The sequence below is a fragment of the Flavobacterium sp. CFS9 genome (genome assembly GCF_041154745.1).
GTDB lineage: Bacteria > Bacteroidota > Bacteroidia > Flavobacteriales > Flavobacteriaceae > Flavobacterium.
This window is the reverse complement of the sequence record NZ_AP031573.1, coordinates 4,459,849-4,477,105: the sequence shown is the minus strand read 5'-3', so window position 1 is coordinate 4,477,105 and position 17,257 is coordinate 4,459,849. Positions and strand designations below refer to the sequence as shown.

Below are 17,257 nucleotides of genomic sequence, written 5' to 3'. Positions count from 1 at the left end.
GAATGGAAGCTTTAATTGTGATATGTCTGCTTATCATCATAATGCTGCTTTTGCATGATAAATTTCAGGGAAGGATATCGAATGCTGAAAAAAAAACAGGATTTGATAAACGAAGCAGGAATCTTCCGGATCTAATGGGACTTACTAGGGAATTCAAGAGCCTTCTAACGCCGCACGATGCCAATGGCTGCCATATTAAGGCAGCAAGAGATGAAGCGCATAATTTTGATCCAGAAATCAGCGGGGAACAACACCAAACAGATTGGGAGGTCAAGCTCGATGATGCAAATGATTATTTGCCTGATTTGGAGGATGAGGAGGAAGAGCGGAATAGTTTTGGAATTTCCATAGGGAATAGCGGTTTTGCCCAAGGGGTTACCTTCGAAGAATTAAGCTCAGTGGGGATGATGCTGCAGGAGGAAAGCCTGGAGCCATCCCAAAAGGAAACAGCAGCAGCGTTGATTCAGAAAATACAAGGAACTGAATTATTCAACCTACTGGAAAATTCCATGGAAGATGCTTCTCGAAAAATGGCAGAGCTCTTGGACGGGAGGCTTTCTTCCATAAATAAAAAATCTACTTTAACGGAAGAAAAAAGTGATCCAAATGATTTCGATATTAGGGAGTTTGCGTAAGGCGGGCTCCCTTTTTTGCTGCAATAAAAGTTACTGAGTGGTGCAAGAAAAAAAAAATCAATATCTTTACGCGATATGCAATTTTAATGACAAAAAAAGCAATTAATAGATTAAAATTAATGCTTGCGGAGAAAAATGTGAGTAGTAAGTGGTTAGCATAAAAACTTTAGAAATGAAGCAGAGATTTGTAGTTGGCGCACCGTTGATATACCCTTGCTTAAATGCGTTAGCTGAGCATGCAGACCAACTGCGAGTTGCATCCACAGATTTAATCAATAACAATGGACAATAATTCATGGATAATGTAAATAAAATTTCGGAAATTAAAAAAAGATTATCTGAAGAAATAGCGAAACCAAACTCGGATAATAATTTAATTATTTCTTTATCTAATGAAATTGCTACTTTAGATGAGTCTGTAGTAAGATTTTCAGTTGATGCAGGGATAATAAACAGATTAGGTAAAGAACTGGTTGGAAAGCAAGAAACAGCAGTTTCAGAGCTTATAAAAAATGCTTATGATGCGGATGCAACGATAGTTGATTTAATGTTTGAAAATGCTTGGAATAAAGGTGGGACATTAACTATAGAGGACAATGGACATGGAATGAACCGGGAACAGCTGGTTAACGGTTTTATGAGATTGTCATCTTCTGATAAAATTCATAATCCGGTTTCTGATAAATACAAACGCCAAAAAGCAGGTAAGAAGGGTATTGGTAGATTTGCTACTCAGCGACTTGGAAAAAAACTGACAATCATAACACAAACAAAACATTCACAAGAAGCTTTGAAAGTTATTGTAAATTGGGAAGAGTTCGCTACTGATAAAAACTTACTTGCTATATCCAATTCGGTTGATTTAGTTCCGAAAGTCAGAGATTATGGCACTACGTTAATTATCGAAGAACTTAGAGAAGGATGGTCAGACAATATGATTAAAAGGGTTTATCGTTATACTTCTGAATTACTGCAGCCCTTCCCTTTATCTAAAAAGAAAGAAGAGGAAAAAGAAAACTCTATAGATGAAGGCTTCAAAAGTAATTATTATCGAAACGACAATGGATTTAAAACTGCAATCGTAGATGAAGAGAAAGCAATCTTTTCACATGCCTTGGCTGAAATTGAGGGCCATGTCAGTGAAGATGGACAGGGGCACTGGTCATTAAAAAGTGATAAACTGAGTTTTCCGAAGGAAATTTATTTAATTGGAAATGGTGGAAAAGATAAAGACGATACGACAACGCCTTTCAATCTAATAAAAGGGGTTCATTTCAAAGCATATTATTTTCTATTTGATGCTAAGCTTTTTGCACCTGGAACATTCACATTCATAAAGGAGCTCTTATACGAAAAAGGCGGGATAAGATTATACCGCAATGGTTTTCGAGTACTGCCATATGGCGAGGAAAGCGATGACTGGCTAGGTCTAGATAAATCAAATAATAGAAATATAATCTTGGCTCAACATCCAAACAGAAACTTCTTTGGATTTGTAGAACTCAACGATCTAGGTGAAAATTTTGAAGAAACCTCAAGTCGTGAAGGTTTAGTCGAGAACGAGTACTTAAATGAATTAGTAAATTTTGTTTATCGTTCTTTAACAAGTGCCGTAATGAAAATTCACGCATTGAGAGGAAGAAAGGTGACCGCTGGTCAAAAGGGATACAAAAAGGAAGATCCGTCTGACAAGGTGGATACTGCGATACAGAAAATTGAAGCCCTGTTTAAAGATCCTGATGCAGATGATAAAAATCCGGAACAAAAGATTTCTGGCAGAATAACTAGTGATGAAGCCAATCAGATTATTCTTGATTTGAAACAGGCAAGGGAAGAAGAAAAGAGTCAAAAACAGGAGTTGATCGATGAGAATAATATGCTAAGAATTCTTGCCGGACTTGGTTTAGTCATCGGTGAATTTGTACATGAAGTTCAACGATTTTTACCGGGATTTGACGCTGATATCCGTTTCTTGAAAAATGCCGTTAAAGATTATAAGGAAGTATATGAAAGAACTGAATTGTTGGAAACAAATGTCAGATCATTTAGCGCTTACACTTCATATTTCGATAAGACAATCTCAAGAAATGTTCATCGTGAATTGGAACCTATTGAACTAAGAGATGTGGTTAGAAACTTTGAAATCGTGATAACGAATGATTTGAAGAGAGCATCCATTGAATTGGTTCCTACTAAATATGAGGGGTATGATTTGTTTACCATCCCTATGCATCCATCAGAATGGGCTTCCATATTATTTAATTTGTATACCAACTCAAAAAAAGCTATAAAAAGATCAACAGCTGATGGCAAGATATTTATCAGGTGCGGTAAGGACGATAAATACGTTTTTCTTGAATTTTCAGATAATGGGAATGGCATTATCAAAGGAACTGAGGAATTAATATTTATGCCTTTTTACACTACATCTACAGCTTCGAACCATACAGCCGATGATGCAACAGCTCTTACTGGAACGGGATTAGGTTTGAAGATCGTTAGGGATATTATCGAATTTTACAATGGAGAAATTTATGTGTCTTCTCCCACGGATGGATATACAACAACTTTTAGAATAGAAATTCCAAAAAAATAATAAAATATAAATTATGTCTAGGCCAAAATATATATACGTTGACGATGAAAATGATGTGTCGATAACTTCTTTAATTCATGGTTTTAATGACACTGGATTGGTAGAAGTTCATCAGCTTTTAATTACTAAAGGAATGAATTTTTCCGATTTGGAAGAACTCATTAAGAGCAAAATAGTAGACGAGAATTTTGATGGATTATTGATTGACTTGAGATTGGATGGAGAAGGGCCTAACAGATTAAAGTATAGTGCCATCTCCATAAGCGCAGAGTTGCGAGCGATATGCGCTAGGCGGGAGATTCCTTCTTTTCCGATCGTTCTTTGTTCGACTTTGGATAATATAAAGGAAACCTACAAATCAGATAAGACAAGTCACGACCTATTCGATTACACATTTAGGAAATCCGAAAAGCCTGATTATGATAGATTTTCAATAAAATTAAAAGCTTTGGCTGAGGATTATAAAACATTGCCCTTTGATGCAGATAATTTGAGCAGTGTTTTCCAAAGGGAGGATTTAAAAAATCTGGACCAGCGGATATTTGAGCGTTTTTACAGTCAGGATATTAATGTAGCTTATGATTATGCGCACTTTACCGTAAAAACTTTGTTTCATTCTACCAATCCTCTAATCAAAGAAACTATTCTAGCGGCCAGATTTGGAGTTGACATAAAAGCAAGTGGAGACAGCTGGGCGGAATTATTGTCAAAATTCGATGACTGCAAATATAAAGGTGTTTTTTCTAGCGGATGGAATAGATGGTGGGCTGATCTGGTAAATTCTAAATTGAAAGACATTTCGGGCAAAAACTTTTCATTTTTAAAAGCTGAAGAAAGAGTTGCGATTCTATCTGAAGTGCTTATGATAGGAGGTTTAGTAGCTGCTAAACCTATTGACCTAAATACCAGCAGTGAATTTTGGACCATTTGTGAAGCTACAAAATGTCCTTTAGACCCTTTAGAGGGATTTAGAGTTAAATTATCACATGAATTGAAAGCATGGCAGGAACCGAAGTATATTTCTTTTTATGCTGTAGTCGAAAGATTAGGTATAGAAAAAGGAATTGAACCGCATTATTCAGAAACGGATAGGATTGAAGAACGTAAAAATAGTTGATAAAATATGGCCGTAAACAATAGAAATATGAGTTTCAGAAATGAAAGGGCTAAAGATCTAAGACAATTAAGCCAGGTACTGACGAGGGTTGTTGGTGGAGATGTGAACACCTCCGCCCTGGAATCTGTAATTTCACAACTTCAAAATAAGGAATTTATTCCAGTTCTAAAAGATGGGTCAACAAATGAAAACATTTGGGGATATGATATCGTGAATTTTAAAATGCCCTTAGATACTTTAAGCCATGTAAAACCTCAAGATATTACTAAAGGTGAAGTTATATTAAATATGAAATTGCGTGCCAAAATAGAAGATTGGAATACATTTCGTGATCCATTTATTGAGCTAGCATACAATGTGATGATAAAAGGCGTAGGTCTAAGAACTTATCATTTTGGTTTTCACATCGACAAACATATAGGCCAAGCAGACACTAAAGAGCCTCATCCAATTTATCATTTGCAGTATAATTTCAACCCAACAAAATCCAATAATCCGAATTTAGGAGATTTATTCTATATTGATACTCCAAGGATTATGCATAAACCAATTGATTTTATATTAGGAATCGGCTTTCTTACCTCTAATTTTTTCCCATTAGCATTTGAAAGTCTGAAAGCCGAAAGGGAATACGTAAAACTGCAAGAGAATTATCAGCATGCAATATGGAAACCTTATTTTCATACGTTAGCGAACCAGTGGAAACCTTTTGCTCCAGATAATATTACGTGGAGCCCTATTAACGATATTTGTCCAATTTTTACATGAGAAATATATTCAGATACTTAAAAAGTTATTCAACAGATCCGCTAAAAGTTGATAGGCTAATCGTGTCTGCTTTTTTAGTAATTAATCAATTAACAGTTCGTCAGAACCGTTTTTTGATAGAGTATTCTATTACACAAGAGCAACAAGAGCAATGGGATGCGCTAGGTAAATTCATTGAGATCATTAACGGCGAACTTCATACTTTTGAAATCGAGAAGCTAATCGAGCTTTTCGAGTTTGTTATTTCTCCATCGGATAGAATTGTTAATGGCGCCATCTATACTCCTGTAGATATTCGTGATTATATTGTTGAGCAGTCGATACATGAGATAGAAGGACAGTTGGCGAATATTAAAATTTCGGACATTTCATGCGGTTGCGGAGGTTTTCTTTACACTTCAGCAAAAGAATTGAAAAGGAGAACACAAAATAGTTACGAGCATATATACCAAAATCAGATTTTTGGACTTGATATTCAGGAATACTCGGTTACGAGAAGCAAATTGCTTTTAAGCCTTTTAGCAATATCGGAAGGAGAAGACATAGAAGAATTCCATTTTAATATACATCAGGGTGACACTTTGATTTTTGACTGGAATAATGTGTATCCAAACTTTGAAGGATTTCAAATAATTGTGGGAAATCCGCCTTACGTTCGCGGCCGAAACTTGGAAGATGCTGTAAAGGAGAACCTGCAGAATTGGGCCGTATGCGCATCCGGTAACCCCGATCTGTATATTCCATTTTTCCAAATTGGTTTTGAAAGCTTGGCACCGAACGGAATCTTGGGCTATATTACAATGAATTCTTTTTTCAAGAGCCTAAACGGCAGGGCACTAAGATCCTATTTTGAGGAAAATAATGTGGCTGTGAAGATTATTGACTTTGGCACGCTTCAGATATTCCAGCCGAAAAGTACATATACCTGCATATGCTTTCTCGAAAATAGGCAGCAAGAATTTGTTGAATACTATAAGTCTATTGAGAGAGAAATGCCAATACTTAGAACTGATTACATTAGAATAAATTATAACTCCCTAAACGCAAGGAGCGGATGGAATTTGAATAACAACGAGCTCATTTCCAAGATAGAAGCGACGGGAAGGCCGCTTGGGCAGATCTACAAAACAAGGCACGGAATCGCTACGCTTAAGAATGACCTTTATATATTTAGGCCGGTGGCTGAAGACGAGGACTTCTACTACCTGCAGAATGGAAATCTGTATCCAATTGAAAAGGGAATCTGCAGGGATATCTTCAATTCGAATAAACTGAGCAGAAGCGTTGATATTGACCAAGCCATCGAAAAGGTTCTTTTTCCCTATAGTGATGACGACAGGCCAAAGATAATGGAGGAAGACTTTTTAAAAGAGTGTTTTCCCATGGCTTATAACTATCTGCTGAATAAAAAGAGTATTTTAGCGACCAGGGACAAAGGCTATGGAAAATATGAGAAGTGGTTTGCATTTGGAAGAACCCAGTCTTTGGAGAAAATGGGCAATAAGCTGTTTTTTCCAAAGTTTTCCGATATAGTTCCAAGTTACATCATAAGCAATGATAATGACCTGCTTTTCTACAATGGTCAGGCAATTATAGGCCATTCCGAGGAAGAAATGCTTCTTATAAAAAAGATAATGGAATCGCGAATATTTTGGTACTATATCAAAACTACAAGCAAGCCTTATACTTCAAATTATTATTCATTGAACGGCAACTATATCAAGAACTTTGGAATTCCTAATTTTTCGGAAGAGCAGATTGATTTCTTGATTAATGAACAGGATAAACATGTGGTTGATCACTTTCTTGAAGACTTTTATGATGTACATCTATGCGATGAACAGATTTTGAATTGAGAAGCTAAGAAAAAAACATATTTTGAAAGCCCTCTTTCCTACGCTAGGAAAGAGGGCTTTCTTTTTCATATCCAAAATAGCCATTTAAATAGCCAATAAAAGCCAAAGAGTTCCTTTCGCTTTCAGTTTTCAGCAGTGCCTCTGTTTCTACAACACCTTTGCTCCAAAGCCCGCACTCGGCGGGAAACGACAATTCAAAAGTGTTTGGTTATGGAAAAACAGAGAAAAAAAAAACTGCTTTCGGCATCCCTGATGGTGCTGGCAGGCATTGGCGCAGCCGCGCAGGGAAACGGCACTGCCGGGATTACGGAGGCCACCCAGATGGTGACCTCTTATTTTGATCCTGCGACCCAGCTGATCTACGCCATAGGGGCGGTGGTCGGGCTGATTGGGGGAGTTAAGGTGTACAACAAATTCAGCAGCGGTGACCCCGACACCAGCAAAACCGCCGCCAGCTGGTTCGGGGCGTGCATCTTTCTGATTGTTGCGGCCACGATCCTGCGATCGTTCTTCCTTTAAATAAGTGCGAAATGAGTGCTTACAACATCAACAAAGGCATCGGCAGGACCGTTGAATTCAGGGGGCTCAAAGCGCAGTACCTGTTCATCTTCGCAGGCGGGCTGCTCGGCACGCTCATCCTTGTGATGATACTCTACATGGCGGGAGCCAATTCCTATTTCTGCCTGCTGCTGGGAAGCGGCGGAGCGGCATTGATCATCTGGCAGACCTTTTCCCTGAACAGGAAGTATGGGGAGCATGGGCTGATGAAGATAGCCGCGCGAAAAAGGCATCCGCGCTACATCGTGTGCCGCAGGCCGGTACGAAGATGTTTGAAATGTTCAGCTAAATCCGCCGCCTTATGAGGAATTCGTCAAAGACGGCAACGCTGGAGAGCAGATTACCCCTTCTGGCGGTGGAGCAGAACTGCATCATCTCCAAGGATGGAGATGTCACGGCCTGCTTTGCCGTATCCCTTCCGGAGCTTTTTACTGCGGGATCGGCAGAGTATGAGGCCATCCATTCCGCCTGGCACAAGGCGGTGAAGACCCTGCCTGATTTTACGGTCGTGCATAAGCAGGACTGGTATGTCAAGGAAAACTACAATCCGGATATGGAGGGGCAGGAGCAGAGTTTCCTTGCAAGAAGCTTCGAAAGGCATTTCAACGAACGCCCGTTCCTGAACCACTGCTGCTATCTGTTCCTGACCAAGACCACACGGGAAAGGATGAGGATGCAGAGCAATTTCTCATCGCTCTGCAGGGGAACGCTGATTCCGAAAGAAGTCAGAGATCCAGAGGTTGTCAGGAGATTTATGGAGACTGTGGCGCAGTTTGAGCGCATCCTCAACGACAGCGGGCTTGTCAGGCTCAATAGGCTGACGGAGGAAGACCTAACGGGAACCGATCATAGGCAGGGACTGCTGGAGCAGTACCTGACCCTTTCCAAAGAGGAGGGCGCATCATTGGAAGATATCGCCCTGGGAGCTGAGCAGGTTAGGGTGGGTTCGAAAAGGCTTTCGCTGCATACGCTTTCCGATACGGACGACCTCCCTGCGGCTGTTGCATCAGATACCCGCTACGAGAAGCTCTCGACTGACCGCAGCGACTGCCGCCTGTCTTTTGCCGCTCCCGTCGGCCTTCTTCTGGGCTGCAACCACATCTACAACCAGTACCTGTTTCTGGACAGCAGCGAGGAGAACCTGCAGAAGTTCGAGAAGTCGGCGCGCAATATGCATTCCCTTGCACGCTACAGCAGGGCGAACCAGATCAACAGGGAATGGATAGAGAAATACCTGAACGAGGCGCATTCGTTGGGGCTCAGCTCCATCAGGGCGCATTTCAACATCATGGCATGGTCGGAGGATCCCGCAGAGCTCAAACAGCTCAAGAATGACTGCAGCAGCGCCCTGGCGCTGATGGAATGCAAACCGAGGCACAACACGGCTGACGCCGCGACGCTGTACTGGGCGGGAATGCCGGGCAATGCGGGCGATTTCCCAAGCGAGGAAAGCTTCTACACCTTCATTGAGCCTGCGCTTTGCCTGTTCACACAGGAAACGAACTACCACAGCTCGCCATCGACGTTCGGCATCAAGATGGCCGACAGGCTCACCGGCAGACCGATCCATCTGGATATTTCGGACCTGCCCATGAAGCGCGGGATCATCACCAACCGCAACAAGTTCATCCTCGGGCCTTCGGGAAGCGGAAAGTCCTTCTTTACCAACCATATGGTCAGGCAGTACTACGAACAGGGGGCGCATGTGCTTCTGGTGGATACAGGAAATTCCTATCAGGGACTGTGCGGGCTGATCAACAGCAGAACCCGCGGGGAGGACGGTGTCTACTTCACCTATACGGAGGACAATCCCATTGCCTTCAACCCCTTCTATACCGATGACGGGGTATTCGACATAGAGAAAAGGGAAAGCATCAAAACCCTGATATTGACCCTGTGGAAGCGGGATGACGAGCCGCCGACACGTTCGGAGGAAGTAGCGCTTTCCAATGCTGTGAACGGCTACATCGAGCGGTTCAGGGCCAATGGACGGGCTCCATCCTTCAACGGATTCTACGACTACGTAAAGGGGGATTACCACGAAATCCTGAAAGAAAAGCAGGTGCGCGAGAAGGACTTTGACATCGCCAACTTTCTGAACGTGCTGGAGCCGTATTACAGGGGAGGCGAGTACGATTACCTGCTGAACTCGGACAAGCAGCTGGACCTGCTGGCCAAACGTTTCATCGTTTTTGAAATCGATGCGATAAAGGACCACAAGATCCTTTTCCCCATCGTGACGATCATCATCATGGAGGTCTTCATCAACAAGATGCGAAGGCTGAAGGGGGTGCGCAAGCTGATCCTAATCGAGGAGGCTTGGAAGGCGATCGCCAAGGAAGGGATGGCCGAGTACATCAAGTACCTTTTCAAGACCGTGCGCAAGTTCTTCGGCGAGGCCATAGTGGTGACGCAGGAAGTGGACGATATCATCAAATCTCCCATTGTGAAGGAGAGCATCATCAACAATTCCGACTGCAAGATCCTTCTGGACCAGCGCAAGTACATGAACAAATTCGATGGCATACAGGCGATGCTGGGGCTTACCGACAAGGAAAAGGCGCAGGTGCTTTCGATCAATATGAACAACAATCCCTCTCGTCTCTACAAGGAAGTCTGGATAGGGCTCGGGGGAACGCATTCGGCGGTCTATGCCACCGAAGTGAGCCTGGAGGAATACCTGGCCTACACGACCGAGGAAACCGAGAAGCTGGAGGTCATGCAGGCAGCGGCGGAACTTGACGGAAACGTCGAGCTCGCGATCAGGCACATTGCGAAGCTGAGACGGGAGAAGGAAAACGAGAATAATCAATAACCTAAAATACTATAGAAAATGAAAAGGATGCTATCAATGGCGTTTGCGGCAGTCATGCTTGCCGCCGCGCCGTGCGCAAAAGCGCAGTTTGTGGTTACAGACCCGGCCAATCTGGCCTCGGGCATACTCAACAGTGCCAATGAAATCATACAGACGTCCTCGACGGTCTCCAATGTAGTGAAGAACTTCAAGGAAGTGCAGAAGGTCTACACTCAGGGAAAGGAATACTACGACAAGCTGCAGGCGGTGAACAACCTGGTGAAGGATGCACGAAAGGTGCAGCAGACCGTTCTTCTGGTGGGCGATGTATCGCAGATCTACGTGCAGAATTTCGGCAGGATGATCAATGACCCCAACTTTACGCCGCAGGAGCTCATCGCCATCGGGAATGGGTATACGGCGCTTCTGGGAGAAAGCACCGAGCTTTTGAAGGAACTCAAACAGATCGTGAGCACATCGAGCCTGTCGCTGAATGACAAGGAGCGCATGGACCTGATCAACAGAATCTATAAGGAAGTCAAGGAATACCACAGCCTGGTGCGGTACTACACCAACAAGAACATATCGGTGAGCTATCTCAGGGCGAAAAAGAAAAACGACGCCAAAAGCGTGCTTGACCTGTACGGTACCTCCAGCCAGAAATACTGGTAGGCATGGAGTTCAATAATCTCCATGAGGTGCTCCGCTCGCTTTACGATGACATGATGCCCCTTGCGGGGGATATGGCGGCGGTTGCGAAGGGGCTGGCAGGGCTTGGAGCCCTGTTCTATGTGGCACTGCATGTCTGGCAGGCGCTGGCAAGGGCGGAACCCATTGATGCCTATCCGATGCTTCGTCCCTTCGCGCTAGGTCTGTGCATCATGTTCTTCCCGAGCATCGTTCTGGGAAGCATCAATGCGGTGCTGAGTCCGATAGTCAGCGGAACCCACGGAATGCTCCAGGGACAGGTTCTTGACCTTAACAGGCTGCAGCAGCAGAAGGACCAGCTTGAATATGAGGCGATGGTGCGCAATCCCGAAACCTCCTATATGGCTTCCGACGAGGAGTTCGACAAGAAGCTCGACGAGCTGGGATGGTCGCCCTCGGACATCGGGACCATGGCGGGAATGTATATGGACAGGAAGGCGTATGAGATAGAACAGGCTATAAAGGAGTGGTTCCGAAACTTTCTGGAGGTGCTTTTCCAGGCGGCTGCGCTGGTGATCGATACCATACGGACGTTTTTCCTCATAGTGCTTTCCATCCTTGGACCGATCGCTTTTGCCATATCGGTCTGGGACGGTTTCCAGTCGACGCTCACCCAGTGGATCACCAGGTATGTCAGCGTCTATCTGTGGCTGCCCGTAGCGGACCTTTTCAGTTCCATGCTGGCGCGCATCCAGTCGCTGATCATTGAAAGGGACATCGAGATGCTTTCGGACCCGTCCTTCATACCCGACACTTCCAACACCGTTTACGTGATTTTCATGATCATAGGCATTGTGGGCTATTTCACGGTGCCGACGGTGACAGGCTGGATCATCCAGGCCGGAGGCGGAGGCAATTTCATGCGCAATGTGAGCCAGACGGCCATGAAAGCGGGCAACATCGCCGGAGCGGGCGCCGGTTCCGCCGCAGGAAATATAGCAGGAAGGCTTATCAGCAGATCTTAATAACCTATAAAACAACAATAATGGAATTCAAAACTTTAAGAAACATAGAAAACAGTTTCAGGCAGATCAGGATTTACGCGATTGTCTTTGCGCTTCTCTGCACGGGAATCACGGGATCCGCCCTTTGGTGGTCCTACCGTTTTGCCGACAGGCAGCGTGAGAAGATCTATGTGCTGGACAACGGGAAATCCCTGATGCTGGCACTCTCGCAGGATGCATCGGTCAACAGGCCCGTCGAGGCCAGGGAGCATGTGAGGCGTTTCCACGAACTCTTCTTTACGCTCGCCCCCGACAAATACGCCATTGAAAGCAATATGAAGCGCGCCTTCAGCCTTGCCGACAAAAGCGCTTTCGACTATTACAAAGACCTGTCCGAGAAGGGCTATTACAACCGCATCATATCGGGGAATGTTCAGCAGCGCATCGAGATTGACAGCGTGGTGTGCAGTTTCGAATCCTATCCGTACCCGGTCAGATCCTATGCGAGGGAATTCATCATCCGATCCAGCAACGTGACCCAGCGAAGCCTTGTGACCAGCTGCCTTCTGGTAAACTCGGTGCGCTCGGACAACAATCCTCAGGGCTTCAATATTGAAAAATTTGCGGTGGTGGAGAATAAGGACATCGAAGTTATTAAACGCTGAAGAAACATTATGAAGAAGATCTTAAAAAATCTGGACAGGTGGACGGGGGCTTTTGACAGGCGATGGGACAGGATGCCTCTGGAAAGGCAGCACCGGCTCATACGGCTGTTTTTTTGGGGCTATGTACTGCTGACCGCAGCAGTGATAACCAAGGTGTGGCTGCAAAGGTCAGAGAACCGCCGCATCACGGTTACCGGACATATAGATAATCCAATGGATAGGCAAAAAAAAGAGCGCTATCAGGCAGTTCAACCAAAATAAAAAAAGAAAGGAAATTTATGAAAACAAATGAGAAAAGATCAGGGGTGATGATTAGGGAATCGGCTTCGGAAAATCAAATGGGTCGGGAAGATGTGAAAACCGGCAGGCTGGAGAGGCTGAAGAAACCTCTGATATTCGGTCTGATGGGCATCGTCTGTGCGGGATGCCTCTACCTAATTTTCAGGCCTTCCTCCGACAGCGGAAGAAAGCAGGAAATAGGGCTCAACAGCATCGTTCCGCAGGCCGCGGACAATGAAATGCAGGGCGACAAGGAGAAAGCGTACGAGCAGGAGATGCTCGAGCAGAAGCAGGAGCAGAAGCGCAATGCGCTTACCACGCTGGCCGATTACTGGAAACAGGACAGCGTAACAGGAAATGAGCAGCCCGCAGCTGAACATCCAGTGCCGCCGGGAAGACTTGAATCCAGAGAATCAAATTCGGGACTCATCACGTACCGAAATGCGCAGAAAGAACTTGGAAGCTTTTACAAGGACAGCGGCGGAGATGCCGATATGCTGCGCAGGGAGGTTGCGGAGCTCAAATCGGAGCTTGCCCAGAGGGATGCCGCGCCTTCGGTGACGGTCGACGGACAGCTGGCGCTCATGGAAAAGTCGTATCAGATGGCCGCCAAGTACCTGCCTTCTGCATCTGGTGCCCAGCCGCTGCAGAGAGCTGACTCGTCTGTACGTGCAAATAGGCCATCCAATGCAGATGCGCCATATTTTGCAGGAGCTGCGCCTCAGAGGAAAACTGCAGTATCATTTCTTCGCCCTACGGCGGAAGCTGGTGCGGATGCTGAACCTGGCGTGCTGCTGAATACCCGATCTTTTTACACGGCGGATGCCAAAGAGGGGGAGGTTCCTGTCAGGAACAGCATCAAGGCCTGCGTGGACCAGACGCAGACGGTAATAGACGGGAGCGCCGTGAAGGTTCGTCTTCTGGAGGATGCCGGCGTAGCCGGCGGCACTCTCGCAAAGGGAACGGTGCTTACGGCCACGACCAGGATGCAGACCGGACGCCTTCAGCTCAAGATCAGCTCCATGGTGCTGAACGGCACCATTACTGCTGTGGATATAAACGTTTTTGACCTGGACGGGCAGCAGGGGCTTGCGGTGCCTTTTTCGCAGGAGAGAACGGCTGCCGGGCAGATGGCGGGCAATATGGGACAGCAGTCCGCAACGAGCCTGATGCTGACCCAGTCGGCAGGACAGCAGGTTGCCGCCGATCTGAGCAGGGGCGTCCTGCAGGGGATTTCCGGCTATTTCTCCAAAAAGGTAAAAACGCCCAAGGTTATGCTTAAGGCTGGGTACCAGCTTTTTCTGGTTTCGAAAAAACAATAGCAATCAAAAGAATATAAAGATGAAAAGATATTATGAAAAATACTGGACGGCGCTGCTTGCAGTTCTCTGCGTCCAGCTGTGCTTTCCGCAGAGCAGCCTGCCGGTTATGGACGAGATCAAGGCCTGCGGTTTAGGCATAACCTATGACAAGACTTCGCACCTGATTTTCCCATCTGAAATCCGCTATGCGGATCTGGGAAGCGAACTGCTTATGGCAGGAAAGGCGGAAGATGCCCATAACGTGCTGCGGGTAAAGGCAGCTGTAAGGGATTTTGAGCAGCAGACCAATCTTTCGGTCATGACCATCGACGGGCATTTTTACAGTTTTGATGTGCATTATGATCCAAATCCGCAGACCCTGAACTACAGCATACGAAAGTCTGGCAGCATTGGATCTGAGGGAGCCCTTTTTGAGAATCTGGGACAAAGTCCTCCGCTGATGGTGGAAACACTGATGCAGCGCATCTATGAAAGGGACAAGCGTGCGGTTAGGCATATAAGGACAAGGAATGCCGGAGTGGAATTCAGGCTGAAAGGGATCTACGTCCATGAGGGAAAATACTATCTGCATACCGAGCTGAGAAACAGCAATAATGTGCCTTACAGGATTGATTTTCTCAGTTTCAAGATAGCCGACAGGAAGAAGGCCAGACGAACTGCGGTACAGCAGACAGCCATATTGCCTCTGCGAATCTACAGGCCGGTTGACCAGATCAAGGCTGGAGGCTCAGAGCATAACATATATGTGCTGGACCTTTTCACCCTCGCAGACGGCAAGCTGCTCCTTATCGAGATATTCGAGAAAAACGGCGGCAGGCAGCTGACCCTAAAAATTAAAAATTCGGACCTGCTGAAGGCCTGTCTTCTGAATAATCCATAGAGGAAATCCGTGCAGGATAGAAGTGCATGTCCAACGTAAATTCCTTAACGTGCGGACAAAATAAAACCGGCCAGATAGGTCGGTTTTTTATTTTTATTGTAAATTTTAAGATATTGTTTTGCAATGTTTTAAGTGCTGTAGTCTTAGGTTCGGCTTTAAGGCTGTTCCCGCGTCTACAGACCGCTGCGTTTGCCGAATACGGGCTGGAGAACGTCCCAGAGCTGCTGTTCCAGGATCTCCACAATGAAGCGCTCGACGGCCGGGTCGCTTTGCGAAATTACCTGATAGGCCGATATGGCCACCTCGTAATCCGGATCCCCGTCCCATTTGCAGAGGTGCATGGCATAGGTGCGGGAGCTTTGGGTTCCGAGATGGTCTTTGACCCTTTTTCTGAAATCGGTTGTCGAGCTTCCGACATAAAGAACCGAGGATGATTTCCTATTGTACTTGGAAAGATTTACCCTGTCCTCGTTTTTTGTTTTGAGAAGGTTCAGTGCATGATATGCTTCAAATGCCTTGAGCAGCGTTTTTACCTTGGCTGCAGATTTGATTTCAAAGACATAGATCAACGGAAAGCCGCTTTTGGCAATTTTGTGGAGATGTTTTTTAGCACTTTTTTGTCCCTGAATTCGGAGCAGTGGAATGAGGTTTCCAAAAATGGTTTTAACCTAATTTGTGATATCTGCTGCGATAAATCAAGGGCAAACCGCTCCGATTTTCTGACAAGGTCTTTTGTATCTATTTTCATTTTGCATGGAATAATTCCAAATATACAAAATGCCGGAATGGGATTGAAATAATAATAGGCGTGTTTAAGGGGTTTCTTTTGCTTCTCCTATGTTTGTATAATATAATCTAAGTGAAGAAGAGCGAGAGCAGATTTTGCTTTAAATAGCCTTTATGGTATATTCAAGAAAAGAGACTGCCTCCTCTTCTTTAACCTTTTAGAATCTGAACAGAATGTAAGGAATACACTCCTATTTGAGGTCGTATAGCCAGTATATCCACTCAGGAGAAAAGATAAAAAAAGGTTATCACTTACCTAAACCAAATAAGATGAAGATATTATTAAAGCAGACAGTCGGAATTGATGTTGCGCAAAAGGAATTAGTTGTGTCACTTGGTCGGATGGACGAGCAGATCAGTATTGAAATTTATGCTTACAAAGTATTTCCCAATACTAAAAAAGGATTTTCCAGTCTTGTATTGTGGGTTAATAAGCAAACATTAACCGCAACGGAAGTACGTTATGTAATGGAAGCAACAGGGGTTTACCATGAATCTTTAGCCTATTATCTATGCAGTGTTCAAAAACAAGTCAGTATCGTTTTACCAAACAAAATTAGTAATTATGTGAGAACACTTGATATAAGAACGATTACTGACAAGAGTGCCTCACAAGCAATTGCCAGATTTGGTCTGGAAAGGCAATTGGAAGTTTGGCAACCTCCTCTAAAAATATTCAACGATTTGAGGCAGCTTTGTCGGGAACGTGAGCAGTTGGTACAGGAACGTACCATGTTAAAAAATCAATTGCATGCTGAACGTACTTCTGCAAAATCAAGTGAAAAGTCAGTTAAAAGAACAAACAAAAGAATAGCTTTGATTGATACGCAGGAAAAGGAGATACGGGAAGAAATTGCTAAACTCATCAAAGGAGATGAGGTACTAGTAGAAAAGATGAAAGTAATATCTTCTATACCTGGAGTTGGAAATTTGACTGCCGTCACCATTATCGCTGAAACCAACGGTTTCGAACTCATAAAAAATAAAAGGCAACTGGTCAGTTATGCGGGATTAGATGTAAGAGAAAAGACATCTGGGACCTCCGTAAAATCCAAACCACGTATATCCAAACGGGGTAATCGGAATTTAAGGAAAGTCTTGCACTTTCCGGCACTGGCTGCGATTAGAACCAATGAAAGGTTCAGAGATATCTTTTTAAGATTGGTTTCAAGGCATGGCATTAAAATGAAAGCTATTGTTGCCATCCAAAGAAAAATATTAGAATTGACTTTTATCCTCTGGAAAAACAATTCTTATTATAATCCGGAATATGCATATCAAATTTTGCCTTCTGGAGCAATAGCTATGTAATGGAGAGTTGAGTTACTTATCGTTAAGTTATCTCACCA

The 17,257-nt window shown here is 44.4% G+C and carries 16 protein-coding genes; 15 read left to right on the top strand and 1 reads right to left on the bottom strand.

Going from position 1 to position 17,257, the window contains the following annotated elements:
• Window positions 1-2: 2 nt before the first annotated feature.
• From ACAM30_RS18920 to traN, 14 genes are all read left to right on the top strand, one after another.
• On the top strand, window positions 3-635 hold the full coding sequence (locus tag ACAM30_RS18920; protein ID WP_369616112.1) for a conjugal transfer protein TraD: 633 nt from the start codon (window positions 3-5) through the stop codon (window positions 633-635).
• A gap of 295 nt (window positions 636-930) precedes the next feature.
• On the top strand, window positions 931-3,231 hold the full coding sequence (locus tag ACAM30_RS18915) for an ATP-binding protein (RefSeq protein WP_369616111.1): 2,301 nt from the start codon (window positions 931-933) through the stop codon (window positions 3,229-3,231).
• 13 nt (window positions 3,232-3,244) lie between these two features.
• The gene (locus ACAM30_RS18910; protein ID WP_369616110.1) at window positions 3,245-4,348 is read left to right on the top strand and encodes a hypothetical protein; all 1,104 of its coding nucleotides are present in this window, start codon (window positions 3,245-3,247) and stop codon (window positions 4,346-4,348) included.
• Between the two features lie 27 nt (window positions 4,349-4,375).
• Window positions 4,376-5,116, top strand: coding sequence for a hypothetical protein (locus ACAM30_RS18905; RefSeq protein WP_369616109.1), 741 nt, complete (start codon window positions 4,376-4,378; stop codon window positions 5,114-5,116).
• Entirely contained in the window at window positions 5,113-6,972 is a 1,860-nt protein-coding gene (locus tag ACAM30_RS18900) for a class I SAM-dependent DNA methyltransferase (RefSeq protein ID WP_369616108.1), read from the top strand. Before ACAM30_RS18905 ends, ACAM30_RS18900 begins: the two co-directional genes overlap by 4 nt.
• Window positions 6,973-7,182: 210 nt before the next feature.
• On the top strand, window positions 7,183-7,491 hold the full coding sequence (locus ACAM30_RS18895; protein ID WP_369616107.1) for a DUF4134 domain-containing protein: 309 nt from the start codon (window positions 7,183-7,185) through the stop codon (window positions 7,489-7,491).
• Between the two features lie 11 nt (window positions 7,492-7,502).
• Complete coding sequence (locus tag ACAM30_RS18890; RefSeq protein WP_369616106.1) at window positions 7,503-7,835, top strand: DUF4133 domain-containing protein; 333 nt, start codon at window positions 7,503-7,505, stop codon at window positions 7,833-7,835.
• Window positions 7,832-10,345, top strand: a complete 2,514-nt coding sequence (locus ACAM30_RS18885; RefSeq protein WP_369616105.1) for a TraG family conjugative transposon ATPase — start codon at window positions 7,832-7,834, stop codon at window positions 10,343-10,345. Before ACAM30_RS18890 ends, ACAM30_RS18885 begins: the two co-directional genes overlap by 4 nt.
• Before the next feature lie 18 nt (window positions 10,346-10,363).
• Window positions 10,364-10,996, top strand: a complete 633-nt coding sequence (locus ACAM30_RS18880; protein ID WP_369616104.1) for a DUF4141 domain-containing protein — start codon at window positions 10,364-10,366, stop codon at window positions 10,994-10,996.
• A gap of 2 nt (window positions 10,997-10,998) precedes the next feature.
• A complete protein-coding gene (gene traJ, locus ACAM30_RS18875) occupies window positions 10,999-11,997 on the top strand; it encodes a conjugative transposon protein TraJ (protein WP_369616103.1) in 999 nt (332 codons plus the stop codon).
• A 20-nt stretch (window positions 11,998-12,017) separates the two neighbouring features.
• A complete protein-coding gene (gene traK, locus ACAM30_RS18870; RefSeq protein ID WP_369616102.1) occupies window positions 12,018-12,641 on the top strand; it encodes a conjugative transposon protein TraK in 624 nt (207 codons plus the stop codon).
• Between the two features lie 9 nt (window positions 12,642-12,650).
• Window positions 12,651-12,902 (top strand): nitrogen regulatory IIA protein, encoded by a 252-nt coding sequence (locus ACAM30_RS18865; RefSeq protein WP_369616101.1) that lies wholly within the window; start codon window positions 12,651-12,653, stop codon window positions 12,900-12,902.
• Between the two features lie 17 nt (window positions 12,903-12,919).
• Complete coding sequence (gene traM / locus ACAM30_RS18860) at window positions 12,920-14,242, top strand: conjugative transposon protein TraM (RefSeq protein WP_369616100.1); 1,323 nt, start codon at window positions 12,920-12,922, stop codon at window positions 14,240-14,242.
• A gap of 19 nt (window positions 14,243-14,261) precedes the next feature.
• A complete protein-coding gene (traN, locus tag ACAM30_RS18855; protein WP_369616099.1) occupies window positions 14,262-15,122 on the top strand; it encodes a conjugative transposon protein TraN in 861 nt (286 codons plus the stop codon).
• A 173-nt stretch (window positions 15,123-15,295) separates the two neighbouring features.
• Here traN and ACAM30_RS18850 read toward each other — a convergent pair whose 3' ends face one another.
• Window positions 15,296-15,691, bottom strand: a complete 396-nt coding sequence (locus ACAM30_RS18850) for a hypothetical protein (RefSeq protein ID WP_369616098.1) — start codon at window positions 15,689-15,691, stop codon at window positions 15,296-15,298.
• 487 nt (window positions 15,692-16,178) lie between these two features.
• On the opposite strand from ACAM30_RS18850, the gene ACAM30_RS18845 reads away from it, so the two are divergent.
• On the top strand, window positions 16,179-17,219 hold the full coding sequence (locus tag ACAM30_RS18845) for an IS110 family transposase (protein WP_369616097.1): 1,041 nt from the start codon (window positions 16,179-16,181) through the stop codon (window positions 17,217-17,219).
• The last annotated feature ends 38 nt before the right edge of the window (window positions 17,220-17,257 follow it).

Bases quoted from the DNA above. Each gene is read 5' to 3' on its own strand.
- ACAM30_RS18905 (WP_369616109.1), top strand. From the start codon at position 4,376: ATGAGTTTCAGAAATGAAAGGGCTAAAGATCTAAGACAATTAAGCCAG.
- ACAM30_RS18915 (WP_369616111.1), top strand. From the start codon at position 931: ATGGATAATGTAAATAAAATTTCGGAAATTAAAAAAAGATTATCTGAA.
- traK (WP_369616102.1), top strand. From the start codon at position 12,018: ATGGAATTCAAAACTTTAAGAAACATAGAAAACAGTTTCAGGCAGATC.
- traN (WP_369616099.1), top strand. From the start codon at position 14,262: ATGAAAAGATATTATGAAAAATACTGGACGGCGCTGCTTGCAGTTCTC.
- ACAM30_RS18880 (WP_369616104.1), top strand. From the start codon at position 10,364: ATGAAAAGGATGCTATCAATGGCGTTTGCGGCAGTCATGCTTGCCGCC.
- ACAM30_RS18910 (WP_369616110.1), top strand. From the start codon at position 3,245: ATGTCTAGGCCAAAATATATATACGTTGACGATGAAAATGATGTGTCG.
- ACAM30_RS18895 (WP_369616107.1), top strand. From the start codon at position 7,183: ATGGAAAAACAGAGAAAAAAAAAACTGCTTTCGGCATCCCTGATGGTG.
- ACAM30_RS18890 (WP_369616106.1), top strand. From the start codon at position 7,503: ATGAGTGCTTACAACATCAACAAAGGCATCGGCAGGACCGTTGAATTC.
- ACAM30_RS18920 (WP_369616112.1), top strand. From the start codon at position 3: ATGGAAGCTTTAATTGTGATATGTCTGCTTATCATCATAATGCTGCTT.
- traJ (WP_369616103.1), top strand. From the start codon at position 10,999: ATGGAGTTCAATAATCTCCATGAGGTGCTCCGCTCGCTTTACGATGAC.
- ACAM30_RS18865 (WP_369616101.1), top strand. From the start codon at position 12,651: ATGAAGAAGATCTTAAAAAATCTGGACAGGTGGACGGGGGCTTTTGAC.
- ACAM30_RS18845 (WP_369616097.1), top strand. From the start codon at position 16,179: ATGAAGATATTATTAAAGCAGACAGTCGGAATTGATGTTGCGCAAAAG.
- ACAM30_RS18900 (WP_369616108.1), top strand. From the start codon at position 5,113: ATGAGAAATATATTCAGATACTTAAAAAGTTATTCAACAGATCCGCTA.
- ACAM30_RS18885 (WP_369616105.1), top strand. From the start codon at position 7,832: ATGAGGAATTCGTCAAAGACGGCAACGCTGGAGAGCAGATTACCCCTT.
- traM (WP_369616100.1), top strand. From the start codon at position 12,920: ATGAAAACAAATGAGAAAAGATCAGGGGTGATGATTAGGGAATCGGCT.